Here is an 18,707-nt window from a genome sequence, read left to right as displayed (position 1 = left end):
TTATGAGAATTTTTAAAAAGAAAAAATATGGAGTTATAAATGTTCCTTTTATTGATAACAAAGATATCCCAATAGTACCAGATGGAGCCTGGGTTAAATGTGACCATTGTGGCAAAATATTATATAAGAAAAACTTAGAAGAAAATTACTACATGTGTAACAACTGCAATCATTATTTTAGATTATCAGCTCACGATAGAATTAACTTGATATGTGATCAAGATTCATTTATAGAATTTAATAGAAATATGGAAACAAACAATCCTATGAAATTTCCAGGCTATGAAAGGAAAATAGCTAAATATAAAGATAGTTCTGGAATTACAGAAGCTGTTATAACTGGTACTGGTTTAATTAATGGTAATAAATCTGTGATATGTGTAATGGATTCTCATTTTATGATGGGAAGTATGGGAACTGTTGTTGGAGAGAAAATTACATTAGCTGTAGAAAAAGCTATTGAAGAACATTTGCCAATAATAATTTTCACTGCCTCAGGTGGAGCTAGAATGCAAGAAGGAATTTTATCATTAATGCAAATGGCAAAAGTAAGTGCAGCTCTTGCTCGTCATAGTAAAGCCGGATTACTTTATATAACTGTCTTAACAGATCCAACTACTGGAGGTGTAACAGCAAGCTTTGCAATGTTAGGTGATATAATTTTAGCTGAACCTCATGCTTTAGTTGGTTTTGCAGGAAGAAGAGTAATTGAAGGCACAATAAAAGAACAGTTACCTGAAGACTTTCAAAGTGCTGAATTTTTATTAGAAAAAGGATTTGTTGATAATATTGTAAAAAGAGATGAAATGAAAAATGTTTTATCGCTTCTATTAGGGTTGCATAATCAAGCAGGAGGTGATTCTATTGACAAAAGCAATTAAAGCTTGGGATAGATTATCTATAGCTAGAATGATTGATAGACCAAACGCAGAGGATTATATAAAATTAATATTTGATAATTTTTTTGAATTACATGGAGATAGATACTATGGAGATGATAAAGCTATAATTGGGGGTATAGGAAAGCTTGAAAATACTCCTGTCACTATAATAGGAATCCAAAAAGGAAAAAATTTAAAAGAAAATATGGAAAGAAATTTTGGTTCTCCTTATCCAGAAGGTTATAGAAAAGCACTTAGATTAATAAAGGAAGCTGAGAAATTTAATAGACCAGTAATTTGTTTTATTAATACTTCTGGAGCCTACTGCGGAGTTGAAGCTGAAGAAAGAGGTCAAGGAGAAGCCATTGCAAGAAATCTTTTTGAAATTTCACAAATCAAAACACCTATTATTTCTATTATTATTGGTGAAGGTGGAAGTGGTGGTGCCATTGCATTAGCTTGTGGTGATAGAGTTTGGGCTTTAGAAAATTCCGTTTATTCTATTTTATCACCTGAAGGTTTTGCATCAATTTTATTAAAAGATTCATCAAAAGCTAAAGAGGTAGCAGATGTAATGGGAATAACAGCTTATGATCTGCTTTCTAACGGTGTAATTGAAAAAATAATAAATGAGCCTACTGGTGGTGCTCAAACAGATATTAAATCAGTAGCGAATGATTTAAAAAAATCATTAATATCAGAAATAAATGATTTAAAATCAATGGATGTAAATGAACTTATTAATCAAAGGTATGAACGTTATAGAAAATTTTATTAAAATAAAGGAACAAGTTATTTATTTAACCTGTTCCTTTATTTTTTAAGGTAATTATACAGAGGTATGTGTAGCTCAATACACAAAATGTATCTTACATTAATAATTATTACCACTTTTTCTATTTTATACACTAAAAATAATTTTTTTTATAGTTATAAAATTGAGCCTTTCAGACAAATATAATAATTATAAGCTGAAAGGCTATATATATAGGAGAATATTATGAGTTTTTTGATATTATATATTATATTGTAGAAATTTTAAATTATGATTACTAATAATTTAATTTTAGGAGGGTATAACATGATTAATTCAATAAAATCTTCAGTATTTTATCACATATATCCATTAGGGTTTTGCGGTGTGATAAATAATAAAAAAAATTATACAAAAAAAGCTGGATTATCAAAGATTGATGATAAATGGATAAATCATTTCACTCAACTTGGAATAAATTCAATTTACTTCGGACCATTATTTCAATCTACCTATCATGGATATGATACCATTGATTATTTAAAAATAGATGATCGTTTAGGAACAAACGCAGACTTTAAACAATTAGTTAGAAAATTACACGATAATAATATTAGCGTTATTGTTGATGGAGTCTTTAACCACGTTGGACGTGAATTTTGGGCATTTAAAGATGTTATAGATAAAAAATCTCAATCACCATATACATCATGGTTTAATATTAATTTTAATGGAAATAGTAACTATAATGATGGCTTCTATTATGAAGGATGGGAAGGACATTATGATTTAGTCAAACTTAACTTATATAACAAAGAGGTTAAAAATTATCTTTTTGAAGTAATTGAAAAGTGGATAAATGAATTTGAAATAGATGGAATACGACTTGATGTTGCATATTTATTACCTAAAGAATTCTTAAAAGAACTTAGAGAAAAAACAACTCAATTTAAAAATGATTTTTGGCTAATGGGCGAAATGATTCATGGTGACTATAATAGTATAGCTTCACCAGAAATGTTACACTCAGCAACCAATTATGAACTATATAAAGGTTTATATTCAGGTCATAATGAAAAAAATTATTTTGAAATCGCTTATTCCTTAAATAGAGAATTTGGTGATTATGGTATTTATAAAAATATAGACTTGTATAATTTTGTTGATAACCATGATGTAAATAGAATTGCTTCAATGGTTAATACAAAGGAATATTTAAAAAATATTTATACAATACTATTTACTATTCCTGGAATACCATCAATTTACTATGGAAGCGAGTGGGCAATAGAAGGTGATAGAAAGATAAGTGATTTAAACCTAAGACCAGAATTATTTTTAGAGGATTTTGAAAATGATATTGATGCAAAAAATATAGAAAAGTTCATTTCTAACTTAATATCTATTAGAACTAAAAATATAGAATTAACACAAGGATGTTATAAAGAAATTTTAGTCAAAAATAAACAATTTGTTTTTGGAAGAGGATATAATGATAAATGGATTTTGATTGCTTTTAACCTTGATAATAAAGAAGAAATTTTACAATTTAATGTACCTTTTGCAAATAGTACATTAATTAATCTACTAGATAAAACTGAAAAACTAAATGTAAAAGACTATAAATTAAACATTTCTATACCAGCCTTTAGTAGTAAAATATTAAAAGAAGAAGAATAAAAAAATAAAGCTACATAAATTATAAATCATCATAAAATCTATTTATAATTTGTGTAGTTTTAATTTTAGTTAATACTTTTCATTATAAGCATTAATTATATATGAAAACGATAATATTACAAATATTGCAGTATTAATAAATATAATTGGTGGCATAAATGTACTAATTAATTTTAGTGTATAAATAGGATATGGAATTCTTAAAGCATAATTAATTAAATATTTTATTAATATTATAAAAAATATATTGAGTATAAAATAAATGAATTGCAGTATAAATGCTTTTTTACAGTAATACTTAATATGCTTCTTGTTAGAATTAAAATAATAAACAATTATTGGATATAACCAGTTAACATAACATAACTTTGAATGAAATAGTAAAAGTATTGGTATTACATATACAGAAATTATAATCAATCTATTTTCTAATACACATGAAATACTATTTATCTTTAAATGGCTTTTATCCGTAATAATTCCTCCAAATATAAATAATATAGTAAAGTATATTATTTATATTAATAAAGTATTATCATTGTTTTTACTTTTTTGTAAATACTTTATTAATAATATTGACAATGAAAATTAAAGTAGTAAAATAATTATTATAGTATTAGCACTCATTGTTATTGAGTGCTAACAATAACTTATGAGATTAAAAAAGGAGAGAGTTTTATGGAAACAAAACAATTTAAAGCAGAATCAAAAAGATTATTAGATTTAATGATTAATTCAATTTACACTCATAGAGAGATCTTCTTAAGAGAGTTAATATCAAATGCAAGTGATGCAATTGACAAAATATATTACAAAGCATTAGTAGATGAAAATATAAACTTTGACAAAGATAATTATTTCATCAAAGTAACTCTTGATAAGGATTCAAGAACAATAAAAATTAGTGATACTGGTATAGGTATGACTAAAGAAGAGCTTGATGATAACTTAGGTGTTATAGCTAAAAGTGGTTCATTAAAATTTAAAAAAGAAAATGAAATTAAAGATGGTTATGATATCATAGGACAATTTGGTGTAGGATTCTATTCATCTTTCTTAATTGCAGATAAAGTTACTGTTATAAGTAAAGCATATGGAAGCAATGAAGCGTATAAATGGGAATCATGTGGTGTTGATGGATATACAATAGAACCATGTTATAAAGATTCTATTGGTACAGATATAATTTTACATGTAAAAGAAAATAGTGAAGATGAAAATTTTGATGAATATTTAGAAGAATATAAAATTAGAACATTAATTAAGAAATACTCTGACTTTATTCGTTATCCAATTAAAATGGATATAACTGAAAGAAGACTTAAAGAAGGTTCAGAAAACGAATATGAAGATATTATAGAAGAAAAAGTAGTAAACAGCATGGTTCCTATTTGGAGAAAAAACAAAAATGAACTTACTACAGAAGACTATGATAACTTCTATAAAGAAAAACACTATGGCTTCGATAAACCTTTAAAACATATTCATTTAAGTGTTGATGGAACAGTTAGCTATAATGCAATTTTATATATTCCGGAAAATATGCCTTATGATTTTTATACAAAGGATTATGAAAAGGGGTTAGAGCTTTATTCTAATGGAGTAATGATCATGAATAAATGTTCTGATTTATTACCTGACTACTTTGGATTTGTAAAAGGTATAGTTGACTCTGAAGATTTATCATTAAATATTTCAAGAGAAATATTACAACATGATAGACAATTAAGATTTATTGCAAAAAATATAAAAAATAAAATAAAAAGCGAACTTGAAAAAATGCTTAGAAATGATAGAGAAAGCTATGAAAAGTTCTATACTGCTTTTGGAAGAACACTTAAATTTGGTGTGTATGATAACTTTGGTGCAGAAAAAGATGTTCTTCAAGACTTACTAATGTTCTATTCATCAAAAGAAAAGAAGATGACTACTTTAGATGAATATGTAACAAGAATGTCTGATGACCAAAAGTATATTTATTATGCTGCTGGAGAATCTATTGATAGAATAGAAAAACTTCCTCAAACAGAATTATTACTTGATAAAGGATATGAAATATTATACTTTACTGATGATATTGATGAATTTGCTATTAAAATGCTTATGAAGTATAAAGATAAAGAATTTAAATCAGTGTCAAGCAGTGATTTAGGTATTGAAAATAATGATGCAGAAATAAAAGAAGAGGAAAATGATGCAGAAAACAAAGCATTATTTGATTCAATGAAAGATATCTTAAATGGAAAGATTAGTGCTGTTAAGATTTCTAAGAGATTAAAAAATCATCCTGTTTGTTTATCAAATGAAGGAGATTTATCAATTGAAATGGAAAAGGTATTAAATCAAATGCCTAATGCACAAGGTGTAAAAGCAGATAAGGTACTTGAAGTAAATGCTAATCATGAAGTTTTTAAAGCATTAAAGGATGCCTATGAAAATGATAAAGATAAATTGAATTTATATACTAATATTTTATATAATCAAGCATTATTAATTGAAGGATTAAGCATATCAGATCCAGTTGAATTTACTAACGACATCTGTAAATTAATGAAATAGTTATTGAAAAATTTCCCAGGTAATATTTATAATATTCCCTTAACAACGAAAAAGAATGTTATTAGAAATAACTCTAATAACATTCTTTTTATTATTCATATTTAAATTTAACACTAATTTCCTTAATTTCACCTTTAGAATTTTTTCTAATTGTAAAATTCTTTATGTCTTTAAATTCATTATCTAACTGATAAGCTAATTCATTAATAGTTGCCTTACATTTCTTAGATAAGTCATTGTCTTCAACAATTGTAAATCTAGATTTTTTACAAGTAGTTTCATTTTGCGAATCATCGATTACTACATAATAATCAGAAGTCTCCTCAATAACATAATATTCCTTGTTTAAAGTTAAACTATCGCATAAATTATTATTTATACATCTTAAAATCATATTTAATTCCTCCCTAACCCTTTTGCCTATATTATAGGACAAAATCCATAAAAATGAAATTGGAATTTCATATGAATTTAATAATACTTTTTAGTAGGAAATTATATTATTTACATAAATATATTTTACAACTCCTATTATTATCTTGTATAATCAACTTTGCATATATTTATGCAAATACCAAAGAAAAAGTAGTAATATAATGTGGAGGGATATTATGAATATAAATAATAATTTATTAAATGAGAAAATCAATCAATTAAAAAAAGGCCTTGAAATTGTTGGGGCAAATGAAAATTTATACAATAAAACTAATGATGAAATTATAAATGATATCTTAGATATGGCTTTTAAAGGTGAAACTTTAAAGTTTACTATAAATGATTCAGAATATACAATTAACGAATTAATTCAACTTAAACAAGAATATGAAAAACATTTCTTGAGAAATAAACTAACAACATTAAATTCAATTGTATATAAAATAAAGAAGTACGATACATCATTAGATTCATTAATTAGAAAGTATAAAAAGACAAGAGGATTAGAGGAATATAATAAAATTTATGCAAGCATAAATAAGACTTATAGACTTGATATAAATAAATTAGTGTTATCTAGTGTTAATAATATAGAAAATATTACTGATTTAGATGAGCAAGAACATCTTTATGGAGAATATTTAAATCAAAAAAGAAAACAAATAGTAGATGGTGTAGTTAGTAAAGTAGGGATAGTTTAATACTATCCCTTAAACACCTTTATTGTTAAAGTCAGGTACAAAATCTTCTGTATCAGTTCCGGCATCTTGGATAAAACCATTTTTAACACCAATAGATAATGCATAATTTATTAAAGAATCATAAACTTTAGGATTTATTGATTTGTTAATTTCGGGATAATCCTTTGCATTATACAATGGAGTATATTGATTCATCAATGAAATATATACCTTATCATTAAATGTATTATAAATTAAATCTATAACTTTTTTTGAATCAAAAAGTAACCCTGGTAACATTAAATGCCTAACAATTACTCCTTTTTTCATTATTCCGTTATTATCAAACACAGGAGGACCTACTTGTCTAACCATTTCTGATATTATTTCGATTGCATTTTTTGAATAGTTCTTTACCTTTGAATATTTCAATGAATATTTATCACTAAAATATTTGAAATCAGGTAAATAAATATCAATATATCCTTCTAATGATTTAATAGTATCTATAGTATCAATAGAATTTGTATTATAAACTATTGGCAAGGCTAGCCCATTTTTTTTTGCTATTTTTATGGATTCAATAATCATAGGAACATAATGAGTTGGTGTGACTAAATTAATATTATTTGCTCCTTTATTTTGTAATTCCATAAATATTTCTGCAAGTCTATTTATAGTGATTTCCTTACCATATCCATTTTGGGATATTTTAGAGTTTTGACAAAATACACATTTCAAATTGCAATTTGAAAAAAATACTGCCCCCGAACCATTTTCTCCTGAAATACAAGGTTCTTCCCAGAAATGCAAATCAGCTCGTGCAATCTTAATTTTATTATATGTTTTGCATACTCCCATAACATTTTGATTTCTATTTACTTTGCAATTTCTAATACATAAATTACAACTATTTAATAAATTTATATCATTCATATTTAACACCTCATAAGTGAAATTCATGTTTTTAATTCAGTTAATAAACTCTTTCGACTATAAAATGAAAAGATAGTTATTAAAAGTATAGCAATTTATAATGAATTAATCAATTTAAGGTATTATATAGTTATTTCCTGCTATTTGTGGTATAATTGACTCATAATCAAAATGTTGAGAGGTGTAAGATGAATACGGTAACGGTTATAATAAATGGTGTCGAATACAACTTAAGAGGAAAAGAAGACGAAAAATATTTGTTAGACGTTGCAGCTTACGTTGATACTAAAATTAGAGAAATTTCTGGAAGTAATAAAAAACTTAGTACAAGTTCTGCAGCTGTTTTAACTGCTGTTAATATAGCAGATGAACTTTTTAAATGTGATTTAGAAATTGGAAATATAACTAAGAAAAAAAATTCTCTTGAAGAACGTCATTTAACACTTAAAGAACGTTTAAGAGAATTAAAAGTTGAGATAGATGAGACTGCAAAAGCTAGAGCTGCCGAGGTAGATTCCTTAAATTCAATGATATTCCAAATGGAAGAAAAGTTAAAAGAACACGAAGAAATTAAAACACTTAATTCAGAATTAATGAAAAAAATCGAAGAATTAACTAAATTAAATAATGATTTAACATTTGAAAATAATACCTTAAATGAAGAAGTTCAAAAATTAAGTTCTGATAATATAAAATTAGAAACAACCATTAAAAATTGTACAGAAGAAATAAATAGTAGAGTTGCTATAGAAGAGTATGATGAACTTTCAAATAAGTTACAAAAAACTCAAAAAATAAATGTTATGCTTAGCGATGAAAATGATGATTTAAAAGAAAAAATAGAAAGTTTCAATTTAAAAATTAAAGATTATACTAATCAAAATACAGAACTACAGGAAAATATATCAACTCTAAATGAGTGTATTAAATTTAAAGAAGCTGAGCTTAAAGAATTTAAAGAACTTAATATTAAACAAAGCTTAGAAGAAAAAAATATATTAGAAAATAAAATTTCTATTTTAGAAAATGATTTGCAAGATGCATTAAATAAAAAAGAGCTATTCAAATCTCGTAATAAGGAAATTAATTTCCAATTACAAAACTTCAAATACAAGGTATTAGATTTAGAAAAGAAGTTAATGGATAGTCAATTCAATTTAGCGGTTGAAAAAAGAGAAAAAAACCCACTATTAAGATAAGTCTGTTCAATCATGAGCAGGCTTATTTTAATTAATGTAGAAAAACATATTTAATTATGTTATAACAATAAGTAGTTTATTTTATAAGTATAAGAATACTAAATAGAAGTAATTAAAAATTTAATAATAATCTATATTTTAATTTATTAGTAGAGATTATTAACTAAATTGATTATTAGTTGAATAGTAAAATAATGTTTATAAATTTAATTTACTAATTCATTTTTACAAATGATAACATTATTATTGAAACTTAGGAGAGATTTTTATGAATAAAATTGAAATTTTAGCACCTGCTGGCAGTATGGAAAGCTTATATGCGGCAATTAATAAAGGTGCAGATGCAGTGTATCTAGGCGGAAATAAATTTTCAGCTAGAGCATATGCTTCAAATTTTGATAACGAAAATATGAAAAAGGCAATTGATTATGCTCATAGTTATGGGGTAAAAATATATGTTACATTAAACACTATATTAAAAGAAAATGAAATTGATGAAGCTGTTAGATATGTAGGTTATCTATATGAAATAGGTGCAGATGCATTAATAATTCAAGATCTAGGATTATTTAAAAGAATAAAAGAAGAATATAATGATTTAGAAATTCACGCTTCAACACAAATGACAATACATAATGGTGAAGCAGCCATTTACTTCAAAGAAAAGGGATTTCACAGAGTAGTTTTATCAAGGGAAATGTCCCTAGATGAAATTAAACATATTTCTAAAGAATTAATGATTGAAACTGAAATGTTTGTACATGGTGCAATTTGTATAAGCTATTCAGGACAATGCTTAATGAGTTCTATAATTGGTGGAAGAAGTGGAAATAGAGGCAGATGTGCTCAACCTTGTAGAATGGAATATACTCTTCAAGGAGAAAAATCAGGTGAACAAAGAGGATATTTACTTAGTCCAAAAGATATGTGCACAATAGAAGATGTTAAAGATATTATTGACACTGGTACATTCTCATTAAAGATAGAAGGAAGAATGAAAAGACCTGAATATGTAGCTGGTGTAGTTGATAATTACAGAAAAGCTGTAGATAAAGTTATATTAAAGAAAAAATATAATGAACAAGAAGGTAAGGGACAATTATTACAATTATTTAATAGAAGTGGTTTTACTAATGCATACTTAAAAAGTAATACTGGTAAAGATATGATGAGCTTTAATTCTCCAAAAAATACTGGTGTACCTCTAGGTCAAGTAGAAAAAAATGGAGAAATTAAACTTAAAGCAGATATTGCATTAGGTGATGGTATACGTCATGCAGATAAAGGCTTCACTGTAAGTAAAATATTAATTAATGGCAAAGAGCAAAGTAATGCTAAAAGAGGTGACATAGTTAAAATTTTCCCTATTAATTATAAAAATGGTGAACAGCTATATAAAAGTTTGAATAAAGAGCTTTTTGATGAGTTAGAAGATTATATTAAACCATATGCTAAAAAAATATCCTTAAATGCCTCTGTTAAATTTGTTGTAGGTTCTCCTATAGAATTAAATATAAAATATAAAGGAAAAGATTATTGCTTTGCTGGTGAAGTTGTACAAAAAGCTGAAAAGCGTCCTTTAGATAAAGAAAGAATAAAAGAAGCATTAATTAAATCTGGTGATGTACCATTTAAATTAAACATTGTTGAATTTACAGAGTTTGAAGATGGATTTATGAGAGTTGCTGATTTAAACAACTTAAGAAGAGATTCTATAGAAAGCCTTATAAAAAGCATTTGTAAAGAATCAAGAAGAAAACGTCCTACAAAAAAATCATCTTCAAATGAAAAACCTAAGGCTACAGATGATACTCCTAAAGAGCTTTATAGCTGTATTACAAAAAATCAATTAAATGCATTGCTAGATTGTAATATAAATAATATTGCCTTTGATATTTTTAGTAGAGAAGAAAATGCATTAAGATTTTCAGATATAATTGAAACATTTGAAAAGTATAACGGAAATATTAACTTATATATAAAGACCTCATCTATAATTAAAGGTGAATTTAATAAGGTTTGTAGTGTTATAGAAAAAGTTAAACCTTATATAAAAGGAATAATAACATCTAATGTAGGATTAATAAACCTATATAGAAATTCCCTTCAAATTATAGGTGATTATAAACTTAATATAATGAATACACAAAGCTTAGAATTTTATCAATCAGAAATTTCTATTCCAACTTTAAGTATGGAACTTAATAGAGGTGAAATCAAAGAAATACTACGTAAAAATCATGGCAACAATGCCTATGTAATTTATGGTAAACCCGAATTAATGATAAGTGAATACTGTCCAATAGGAAGTACATTTGGTGGTAGAAAAACCAATGTTGATTGCAATGCAATTTGTACTAGAGATAAATTTACTTTAATAGATCGTGTAAATGAAAGATTAAGAGTAATGACAGATTTGTTCTGTAGAAGCTACATTTTAAATCCTGTACCTCTAAATTTATTTGATGAAGTTAATTACTTAAAAGATATAGGTATAAAAACTTTTAGATTTGATTTTAGAGATGAAACATATAATGAAGTAAAAAATGTTTTAAATATGTATGTAGGTAAAATGGAATATGATAAAGCAAACTATACAAAAGGTCAATTTAGAAGAGGTATAGAATAATTTTAGGAGGGTTATTATGAGAATATTAAACATAGTATTTTTAATTATTATATTTATTTTTGGTGTTTTCCAAATGCGAAGCTCTTCTTCTGTACTAAAAACAGATTGGTTTAAAAGTTTGAGTTATAATGAAAAAATAAATACTACAGGGAAAGTTAAAGCAAACTGGAAAAGAAGTATAATACTATTAGCTATTACTATTTGTGAAATGCTTATTTTAATTTCATCATTTATTGGTAAAAATCATAATCATGAAGATATAATTAATATTGCATTACTAACTATAAGTGCAATAGTTACAATATCATTAATTATTAATAATCAAAAGCTAAATAAAGAATTAAAAAAATAGCATTTGTATAGGAGAAATTTATGAAGGAAAGAACTTTAAGAATTTTAGAATTTAATAAAATTAAAAATAAATTAAGAGGATATGCAGTAACTAGTGGGGGTAAGGAACTTATTGATTCCCTTACACCATATGGTTCTGTTTTTGAAGTAGAAAAGAAACTTGAAGAAACTAATGAAGCTTTAGATATATTAATTCGTAAAGGAACGCCTCCATTTGAGGGATTACACGAAACTAAAGAGGAACTAGAGAGAGCAGGAAAAGGTGGAACTCTTAATCCTGGGCAATTAATGAAAATAGGAAATATGCTTAGATGCTCAAGAAGATTTAAAGAATACGTTGCAAGAAAAGATGATGAGATTGGGTATAAAAATCTTGAAGACTTAGCTTATATTTTAGCTCCATTAAAAAGTTTAGAAACAGAAATAGATACTGCTATTATTTCTGAAGAAGAAATAAGCGACAAAGCAAGTGGTACATTATATAACATTAGAAGAAGTCTAAAGGAAAAAAATTCTTCTGTTAGAGAAAAGATTAATTCTATTGTTAGAAGTAATTCAAAGTATTTACAAGACTCTCTTTACACTATGAGAGGAGATAGATATGTAATACCAGTTAAAGCTGAATATAAGGGAGCTGTTCCTGGCTTAGTTCATGATCAAAGTTCAACAGGTGCTACTTTATTTATCGAGCCAATTAGCCTAGTAAACTTAAATAATGAAATAAAAGAATTAATGCTAAAAGAAAAAGCTGAAATAGAGAGAATACTAAGTGAACTTTCAGCCAAAGTGTATGATAATATAGACATTCTAAGAAGCAATGCAGATATATTAAGAGAACTTGATTTTATATTTGCAAAAGGAAAATATGCATCATCTTTAAATGCTATTAAACCATCTGTAAGAACAGATAGAAGTTTTGATATCATTGGCGGAAAACATCCATTAATAGATCCAAAAATTGTAGTTCCTTCTGATATTTATCTAGGTGAAGAATTTACAACTTTAATGATTACAGGTCCAAATACAGGTGGTAAAACAGTTACATTAAAGACAGTTGGTTTATTACACCTAATGGCATTAAGTGGACTTTTAATACCTGCTAAAGATGGTTCTGCAATTGGATTTTTTAAAGATATATTTGCTGATATAGGTGATGAGCAAAGTATAGAACAATCTTTATCTACTTTTTCATCTCATATGACAAATATCGTGTCAATTTTAGATGATGCAGATGCTAATTCTTTAGTACTATTTGATGAATTAGGTTCTGGTACAGATCCAACTGAAGGAGCTGCTTTAGCAGTAGCAATCATTGAAACTTTAACTAAAAGAGGATCTCGAATAATAGCTACAACTCACTATAGTGAATTAAAAGGATATGCACTTCGTACAGTTGGAGTAGAAAATGCTTCTGTTGAATTTGATGTAGAAACATTACGACCTACTTATAGATTATTGATTGGTGTTCCTGGCAAGTCTAATGCATTTGAAATTTCAAAAAGATTAGGCTTAAATGATGCTGTAATAGCTAATGCTAAAAACTTTATGTCTGAAGAAAATTTACAATTCGAAGACTTAATTAGAGATTTACAAGAAAAGAGTATTATAGCTAATAGGGATGCTAGAGAAGCAAAACATATAAAAGAAGAAGCTGAAAAATTAAAAGCAAAATATGAAGAAAAATTAAAAAAATTAGATACAGTTAGAGATAAAGTTTATGATGAAGCAAGACAAGAAGCAAAAGATATTGTTTCTAGAGCCAAGGATGAAGCTGATGAAATAGTTAAGGCTATGAGAGAGCTTGAGAAAATGGGAATTGCAGAAGGCGGAAGAAATAGATTAGAAGAAGAAAGAAGAAAATTAAAAGCTAGTCTTGAAGAAAAAGAAGCTGCTATGTTTAAATCAAGAGAAAATAGTGGAGAAGCTATTACTAAAGTTAATTTAGGTATGGAAGCATTTTTACCTTCATTAAATCAAAGAGTTATTATAGTATCTAATCCTGATAATAAAGGGGAAGTACAAGTAGAAGCTGGTATAATGAAAATCAATGTTAAATTGAAGGATCTACGTAAAGTACCAGAAGAGCCTAAGAAAAAGGAAAAGAAAAAGAGAGAAGTTAAATTAAACTTAAAATCAGTTGATAGCAGAATTGACTTAAGAGGAATGGATTCTGAAGAAGCTTGTTATAGAACTGATAAATATTTAGATGAAGCTTATCTAGGTAACTTAGGTGAAGTAACAATAGTTCATGGTAAAGGAACTGGTGTCTTAAGAAAAGCTATTAATGATATGTTAAAAAGACATCCACATGTTAAATCTTATAGACTTGGTGTCTATGGTGAAGGTGGAGATGGTGTTACTATTGTTGAATTAAAATAACCATAAATTATTAATGTAAATTCAGTTGAAACCCCTCCTTATTATGCTATAATTAAAGCAGACTAAGGAGGGATTTTATGTATCTTATAAGCGCATGTTTATGTGGTGTTAATTGTAAATATAATGGAGCTAATAATTATAATGAAATATGCGATAAGTTATTTTCTTCAGGAAAAGCAATATTAGTCTGTCCTGAACAATTAGGGGGATTGCCTACACCTCGTATTCCAAGTGAGATAATAAACTATTCTAAAGAAAACTCACAAAAAGACATTACTATTATAAATAAAAATGGAGATAATGTTAGCAAGGAATTTATTAAAGGTGCACAAGAGGTATTAAATATTGCAAAGAAATTAAATATAAAAAAAGCAATATTAAAAGAAGGAAGTCCTTCTTGTGGCGTTAATTACATATATGACGGAAACTTTAATGGCACTAAAATACCTGGAATGGGTATTACAGCAAAAATTTTAAAAGAAGCATCTATAGAAGTGATTAGTGAAAAGGATTTAGGAGGTAATATAAATGGGTATATTTGATTTTTTTAAAAGAAAAAAAGAAGAAAATGATGAGATAGCTTTAGATGAAGCTTTAAATATAAAAGAAATTAATGAAGGCGAATTTAATGGTCAAATGAATTCAGAAGAAGTTAATGAAAATACTTTTAATTATAATTTTGTTATTGATCATGTTGAAGAGTATCATAATACTAAAGAGCTTTCTCCAGAAGAATTAAAATCTCTTATAACTGGTGAAATATTAAAAGTAGTTGATAAGTCTCAAAACTTTGATTCAATGGAGCTATATTCTAAAGAAGCTGCAAAGGAAATAGGAATTGAAAATATATCAGCCTTAACAGAATTTTTATACGGTGGAATTTCAAAACCATCATATTTAAAAGGAAGATATAATGGTTTAGGAGCATGGCCTACAGCTGTAAAAAATGCTGTATTAACTATACTATATTCTTTTAATGAATATAGTGTTGATGAATTATTAAAAATAGCCAATGATAAATCTGCTAATAGCATAAAAGCTGTTAATTTACTTTGTAAAATGGCTGCAAAAGGAATAGAAGAAGATAAAATTATAGATTCTATAATTTATATTATGGATAATTTTAGTGATGAAAATATATTATCAACTTTAGGATTTTTATCACAAGTAAAAAACAATAATAAAGTTTTAAAAACTTTAGAAGTATACTTTAAAAAATACATTTATGATAATAATATTGAATCAGCGTATGATATAACTTTAAGCATAATAAATAATGTTGGTACATTCACAAGAGAGCAATTAATATTCTTAAAAGCAGTAGCATTAAGTGATGAAGTTTTAGAATTATCATTAATATTAAAGGATGAAGATGGTGAGTTTGATTTATCTTCAGTTTCAGAAGATTTAAGACTAAAAGCCGCATTAAGTTTTTATTCTTTACATGATAAAGATGAAGAAATTAATAGCAAATTACTTTATTTAAGAGATAATTCATTAGACATTGAACTAAGAAAATATCTAACTGAAATATTAGGGTAATAATTTATAGAAAAGAAGAATAAGATATCTTATTCTTCTTTTTTTACAAAAAAATAGAAAACTGTTGCTTTTAATACTTTAATGTGTTAAAGTATTAAATAAAGAAAGTGATAAATAGGGGGTACATTATGAAAGTAAAAAAAATAATAAGCAATATAATTTTAGGGGGAAGTATATTATCTTTAAGCATATCATTATTTGGATGTTCAAAATCAAATGAAATAGAAAGTACTTTAAGTAAAGATACTTTAATAGTTGGAATGGATGATGCATTTGCTCCAATGGGCTTTAAAGATGAAAATGGTGAAATTACAGGGTTTGACGTTGATTTAGCTAAGGCTTTAGCTACTAAGTTAGATAAAGAAGTTGAATTTCAACCAATAGATTGGACAATGAAAGAAACTGAACTTAATTCAGGTAATATTGATTTAATATGGAACGGATATACAATTAACGATGATAGAAAAAAGAAGGTTGATTTCTCAGTGCCATATCTAAAAAATCAACAAGTTATTGTTACATTAGGTAATAGCGATATAAAAACTAAGAATGATTTAAATGGTAAAAAAGTTGGTGCCCAAAACGAATCTTCTGCTATAAGTGCAATGGAAAAAGAAGCAGAGTTATATAGTAGCTTTAATGGTGGAAGTGCAATTACATTTGAGGATAATAACCAAGCTTTAATGGATTTAGAAGCTGGTAGAATTGATGCTGTAGTAGCAGATGAAATTTTAGTAAGATACTATATAAGTTTAAAGGGTGAAGATAAATTTAATATATTAGATGAAAATTTTGGTGAAGAAGAATATGGTGTGGGTATTAGAAAAGGTGACACTGAAATGGTAGAAGCATTTAATAAGGCATATAAAGAACTACAAGATGAAGGAACATTAGCAGAAATATCTATAAAGTGGTTTGGTGAAGATATAACTATCAAGGAAAACTAATTTTAAAGAGAGGAGAATCTAAATTGGAAAATATAATAACTTTTTTAAAGGATATACTTAATTATACAGCTACATTGATGCCTCAAGTTATAGTAGGATTAAAGTCAACACTAGAAATATTTACCTTAACATTAGCCTTATCTATTCCACTAGGTATTATTGTAGCATTAGGGAGATTATCAAAGATAAAAATAATAAATAAAATAACAAGTTTTTATGTTTTAATAATGCGTGGAACTCCTCTTCTTTTACAAATTGTATTTATATTTTTTGGACTACCAAACTTAAATATTGTTATAGATAGATTTCCAGCTGCAATTATCGCATTTACTTTAAATTATGGGGCATATTTTGGAGAAATTTTCAGAGCTGGTATTTCTTCTGTTGATGTTGGTCAAAATGAAGCAGCACAAGTATTGGGATTATCTAAAACTGATACATTTTTTAGAATAATTCTACCACAGGCATTTAAAACAGTTTTACCTCCAGTAGCTAATGAAATTGTAACTTTAGTTAAAGATACTGCTTTAGTTTATGTAATTGGTTTAGATGAACTATTAAGAGTTGGTAAAATAGCATGTAATAGAGATTCATCTTTATTACCACTTTTGATTATAGGACTTGTTTATCTAATTCTAATTGGAATATTCACTAAGCTATTGGACAAGCTTGAAAAAAAATATCAATATTACAGTTAAGAGGTGCTTATATGTTAAAAATAAGGGGATTGAAAAAAACATTTGGAAACACTTTAGTTCTTAAAGGTGTTGATTTAGATATTTTAGAAGGTGAAATTGTTGTTGTTGTAGGTCCATCTGGTGGTGGAAAAACAACTTTACTAAGAATAATAACTGGACTTGAAAAATGTGATGATGGAAGTATTGAGATTTCAGGAAATACTCTTTGTAAGGATGGAAAGTATTGTGATAAAAAGACTGCTAATATTATAAGAAAAGATGTTGGTCTAGTTTTTCAAAGTTTTAATTTATTTCCGCACAAATCAGTCTTAGAAAATATAATAGAAGCTCCAATACGTGTTTTAGGAGAAAAAAAGGAAAATGCAATAAATAAAGCTTTAGAAATTCTTAATTTTCTAGGCTTAAGTCATAAAGCTAACAATTATCCATGTGAATTATCTGGTGGTCAAAAGCAAAGAGTTGCAATTGGTAGGGCATTAGCACTTAATCCTAAATTGATGTGTTTTGATGAACCTACGTCAGCACTAGATCCTTCTCTTACTTTAGATGTTGCAAAATTAATAAGAAATTTAAGTAAAGAAGGAATGTCAATGCTTATAATTACACATGATATGGAATTTGCTAAACTTGTTTCAGATAAAATTGTCTCTATGGATAGTGGGAAAATTATTGAAAAACATATCTATAATAATTAATTTTCAACTTATAATAATATTATTGTAATACACATTCATAATTTCCTCCTTTTTATAGAATACTAATATTATGTTAAAAGAAGGAGCGATTTAATAATGAATGAAAAAACAATGAAATTTACAGATGAGCAAGGCAACAAAGTAGAGTATGCTATCTTAGAACAAAAACTAATAAACAAAACTGAGTATGTTGCAATGGCACCAGTTACCAATAAAAATGATGTAGAAATATTTAAAATTAAATTTGATAAGGATTGGAATGAAACCTTAGTTCAAGTTGAATCTGAAAATGAACTAAATATGGTAAGACAAGTATCAAGTATAAAGTTCTAATCTTTTAAT

General features: G+C 26.4%; 17 protein-coding genes. 15 read left to right on the top strand and 2 right to left on the bottom strand.

What is annotated here, in order from left to right:
• Positions 1–2 precede the first annotated feature (2 nt).
• The 4 genes from accD (at position 3) to htpG (ending at position 5,874) form a co-directional block, all read left to right on the top strand.
• Positions 3–881, top strand: coding sequence for an acetyl-CoA carboxylase, carboxyltransferase subunit beta (gene accD, locus TY07_RS12330; RefSeq protein WP_042400331.1), 879 nt, complete (start codon positions 3–5; stop codon positions 879–881).
• Positions 865–1,659, top strand: a complete 795-nt coding sequence (locus TY07_RS12325; protein ID WP_154820878.1) for an acetyl-CoA carboxylase carboxyltransferase subunit alpha — start codon at positions 865–867, stop codon at positions 1,657–1,659. The genes accD and TY07_RS12325 overlap by 17 nt, the downstream gene beginning before the upstream one ends.
• Positions 1,660–1,962: 303 nt before the next feature.
• Entirely contained in the window at positions 1,963–3,315 is a 1,353-nt protein-coding gene (locus tag TY07_RS12320; RefSeq protein ID WP_042400328.1) for an alpha-amylase family glycosyl hydrolase, read from the top strand.
• Positions 3,316–3,993: 678 nt separating this feature from the next.
• On the top strand, positions 3,994–5,874 hold the full coding sequence (gene htpG, locus TY07_RS12315) for a molecular chaperone HtpG (RefSeq protein ID WP_042400326.1): 1,881 nt from the start codon (positions 3,994–3,996) through the stop codon (positions 5,872–5,874).
• 91 nt (positions 5,875–5,965) lie between these two features.
• On the opposite strand, the gene TY07_RS12310 is transcribed toward htpG, so the two are convergent.
• Positions 5,966–6,268, bottom strand: a complete 303-nt coding sequence (locus tag TY07_RS12310) for a hypothetical protein (RefSeq protein WP_042400324.1) — start codon at positions 6,266–6,268, stop codon at positions 5,966–5,968.
• Positions 6,269–6,485: 217 nt separating this feature from the next.
• On the opposite strand from TY07_RS12310, the gene TY07_RS12305 reads away from it, so the two are divergent.
• Positions 6,486–7,010, top strand: coding sequence for a hypothetical protein (locus tag TY07_RS12305; protein ID WP_042400322.1), 525 nt, complete (start codon positions 6,486–6,488; stop codon positions 7,008–7,010).
• Positions 7,011–7,019: 9 nt separating this feature from the next.
• On the opposite strand, the gene TY07_RS12300 is transcribed toward TY07_RS12305, so the two are convergent.
• Complete coding sequence (locus tag TY07_RS12300) at positions 7,020–7,925, bottom strand: radical SAM protein (RefSeq protein WP_042400320.1); 906 nt, start codon at positions 7,923–7,925, stop codon at positions 7,020–7,022.
• 188 nt (positions 7,926–8,113) lie between these two features.
• Between TY07_RS12300 and TY07_RS12295 the strand changes: the two genes are divergently transcribed.
• The 10 genes from TY07_RS12295 to TY07_RS12250 all read left to right on the top strand — a co-directional run bounded on the left by TY07_RS12295 (position 8,114) and on the right by TY07_RS12250 (position 18,698).
• Entirely contained in the window at positions 8,114–9,124 is a 1,011-nt protein-coding gene (locus tag TY07_RS12295) for a cell division protein ZapA (protein WP_042400318.1), read from the top strand.
• A gap of 268 nt (positions 9,125–9,392) precedes the next feature.
• Positions 9,393–11,753, top strand: coding sequence for a U32 family peptidase (locus tag TY07_RS12290; protein ID WP_042400316.1), 2,361 nt, complete (start codon positions 9,393–9,395; stop codon positions 11,751–11,753).
• A 16-nt stretch (positions 11,754–11,769) separates the two neighbouring features.
• On the top strand, positions 11,770–12,105 hold the full coding sequence (locus TY07_RS12285; RefSeq protein WP_042400314.1) for a hypothetical protein: 336 nt from the start codon (positions 11,770–11,772) through the stop codon (positions 12,103–12,105).
• 20 nt (positions 12,106–12,125) lie between these two features.
• A complete protein-coding gene (locus tag TY07_RS12280; RefSeq protein WP_042400311.1) occupies positions 12,126–14,483 on the top strand; it encodes an endonuclease MutS2 in 2,358 nt (785 codons plus the stop codon).
• A 77-nt stretch (positions 14,484–14,560) separates the two neighbouring features.
• Positions 14,561–15,025: a 2-thiouracil desulfurase family protein gene (locus tag TY07_RS12275; RefSeq protein WP_042400308.1), complete on the top strand. Its 465-nt coding sequence runs from the start codon at positions 14,561–14,563 to the stop codon at positions 15,023–15,025.
• On the top strand, positions 15,012–16,025 hold the full coding sequence (locus TY07_RS12270) for a hypothetical protein (RefSeq protein ID WP_042400305.1): 1,014 nt from the start codon (positions 15,012–15,014) through the stop codon (positions 16,023–16,025). Before TY07_RS12275 ends, TY07_RS12270 begins: the two co-directional genes overlap by 14 nt.
• A 128-nt stretch (positions 16,026–16,153) precedes the next feature.
• A complete protein-coding gene (locus TY07_RS12265; protein ID WP_042400302.1) occupies positions 16,154–16,972 on the top strand; it encodes an amino acid ABC transporter substrate-binding protein in 819 nt (272 codons plus the stop codon).
• A 77-nt stretch (positions 16,973–17,049) separates the two neighbouring features.
• Entirely contained in the window at positions 17,050–17,670 is a 621-nt protein-coding gene (locus TY07_RS12260; protein WP_042400394.1) for an amino acid ABC transporter permease, read from the top strand.
• 11 nt (positions 17,671–17,681) lie between these two features.
• The gene (locus tag TY07_RS12255) at positions 17,682–18,365 is read left to right on the top strand and encodes an amino acid ABC transporter ATP-binding protein (RefSeq protein ID WP_042400299.1); all 684 of its coding nucleotides are present in this window, start codon (positions 17,682–17,684) and stop codon (positions 18,363–18,365) included.
• A gap of 96 nt (positions 18,366–18,461) precedes the next feature.
• Complete coding sequence (locus tag TY07_RS12250; protein WP_042400295.1) at positions 18,462–18,698, top strand: DUF1292 domain-containing protein; 237 nt, start codon at positions 18,462–18,464, stop codon at positions 18,696–18,698.
• Positions 18,699–18,707: the final 9 nt, after the last annotated feature.

Origin of the sequence: Clostridium saudiense (assembly GCF_000577815.1) — a bacterium.
Lineage (GTDB): Bacteria > Bacillota > Clostridia > Clostridiales > Clostridiaceae > Clostridium > Clostridium saudiense.
This window is presented reverse-complemented; position numbering and strand designations above follow the sequence as displayed.

Excerpts from the sequence above, each read along its gene's own strand:
- TY07_RS12275 (WP_042400308.1), top strand. The coding sequence starts at position 14,561 with ATGTATCTTATAAGCGCATGTTTATGTGGTGTTAATTGTAAATATAAT.
- TY07_RS12300 (WP_042400320.1), bottom strand. The coding sequence starts at position 7,925 with ATGAATGATATAAATTTATTAAATAGTTGTAATTTATGTATTAGAAAT.
- TY07_RS12320 (WP_042400328.1), top strand. The coding sequence starts at position 1,963 with ATGATTAATTCAATAAAATCTTCAGTATTTTATCACATATATCCATTA.
- TY07_RS12290 (WP_042400316.1), top strand. The coding sequence starts at position 9,393 with ATGAATAAAATTGAAATTTTAGCACCTGCTGGCAGTATGGAAAGCTTA.
- TY07_RS12260 (WP_042400394.1), top strand. The coding sequence starts at position 17,050 with ATGCCTCAAGTTATAGTAGGATTAAAGTCAACACTAGAAATATTTACC.
- TY07_RS12255 (WP_042400299.1), top strand. The coding sequence starts at position 17,682 with ATGTTAAAAATAAGGGGATTGAAAAAAACATTTGGAAACACTTTAGTT.
- TY07_RS12305 (WP_042400322.1), top strand. The coding sequence starts at position 6,486 with ATGAATATAAATAATAATTTATTAAATGAGAAAATCAATCAATTAAAA.
- htpG (WP_042400326.1), top strand. The coding sequence starts at position 3,994 with ATGGAAACAAAACAATTTAAAGCAGAATCAAAAAGATTATTAGATTTA.
- TY07_RS12280 (WP_042400311.1), top strand. The coding sequence starts at position 12,126 with ATGAAGGAAAGAACTTTAAGAATTTTAGAATTTAATAAAATTAAAAAT.
- accD (WP_042400331.1), top strand. The coding sequence starts at position 3 with ATGAGAATTTTTAAAAAGAAAAAATATGGAGTTATAAATGTTCCTTTT.
- TY07_RS12285 (WP_042400314.1), top strand. The coding sequence starts at position 11,770 with ATGAGAATATTAAACATAGTATTTTTAATTATTATATTTATTTTTGGT.
- TY07_RS12270 (WP_042400305.1), top strand. The coding sequence starts at position 15,012 with ATGGGTATATTTGATTTTTTTAAAAGAAAAAAAGAAGAAAATGATGAG.
- TY07_RS12295 (WP_042400318.1), top strand. The coding sequence starts at position 8,114 with ATGAATACGGTAACGGTTATAATAAATGGTGTCGAATACAACTTAAGA.
- TY07_RS12250 (WP_042400295.1), top strand. The coding sequence starts at position 18,462 with ATGAATGAAAAAACAATGAAATTTACAGATGAGCAAGGCAACAAAGTA.
- TY07_RS12265 (WP_042400302.1), top strand. The coding sequence starts at position 16,154 with ATGAAAGTAAAAAAAATAATAAGCAATATAATTTTAGGGGGAAGTATA.
- TY07_RS12310 (WP_042400324.1), bottom strand. The coding sequence starts at position 6,268 with ATGATTTTAAGATGTATAAATAATAATTTATGCGATAGTTTAACTTTA.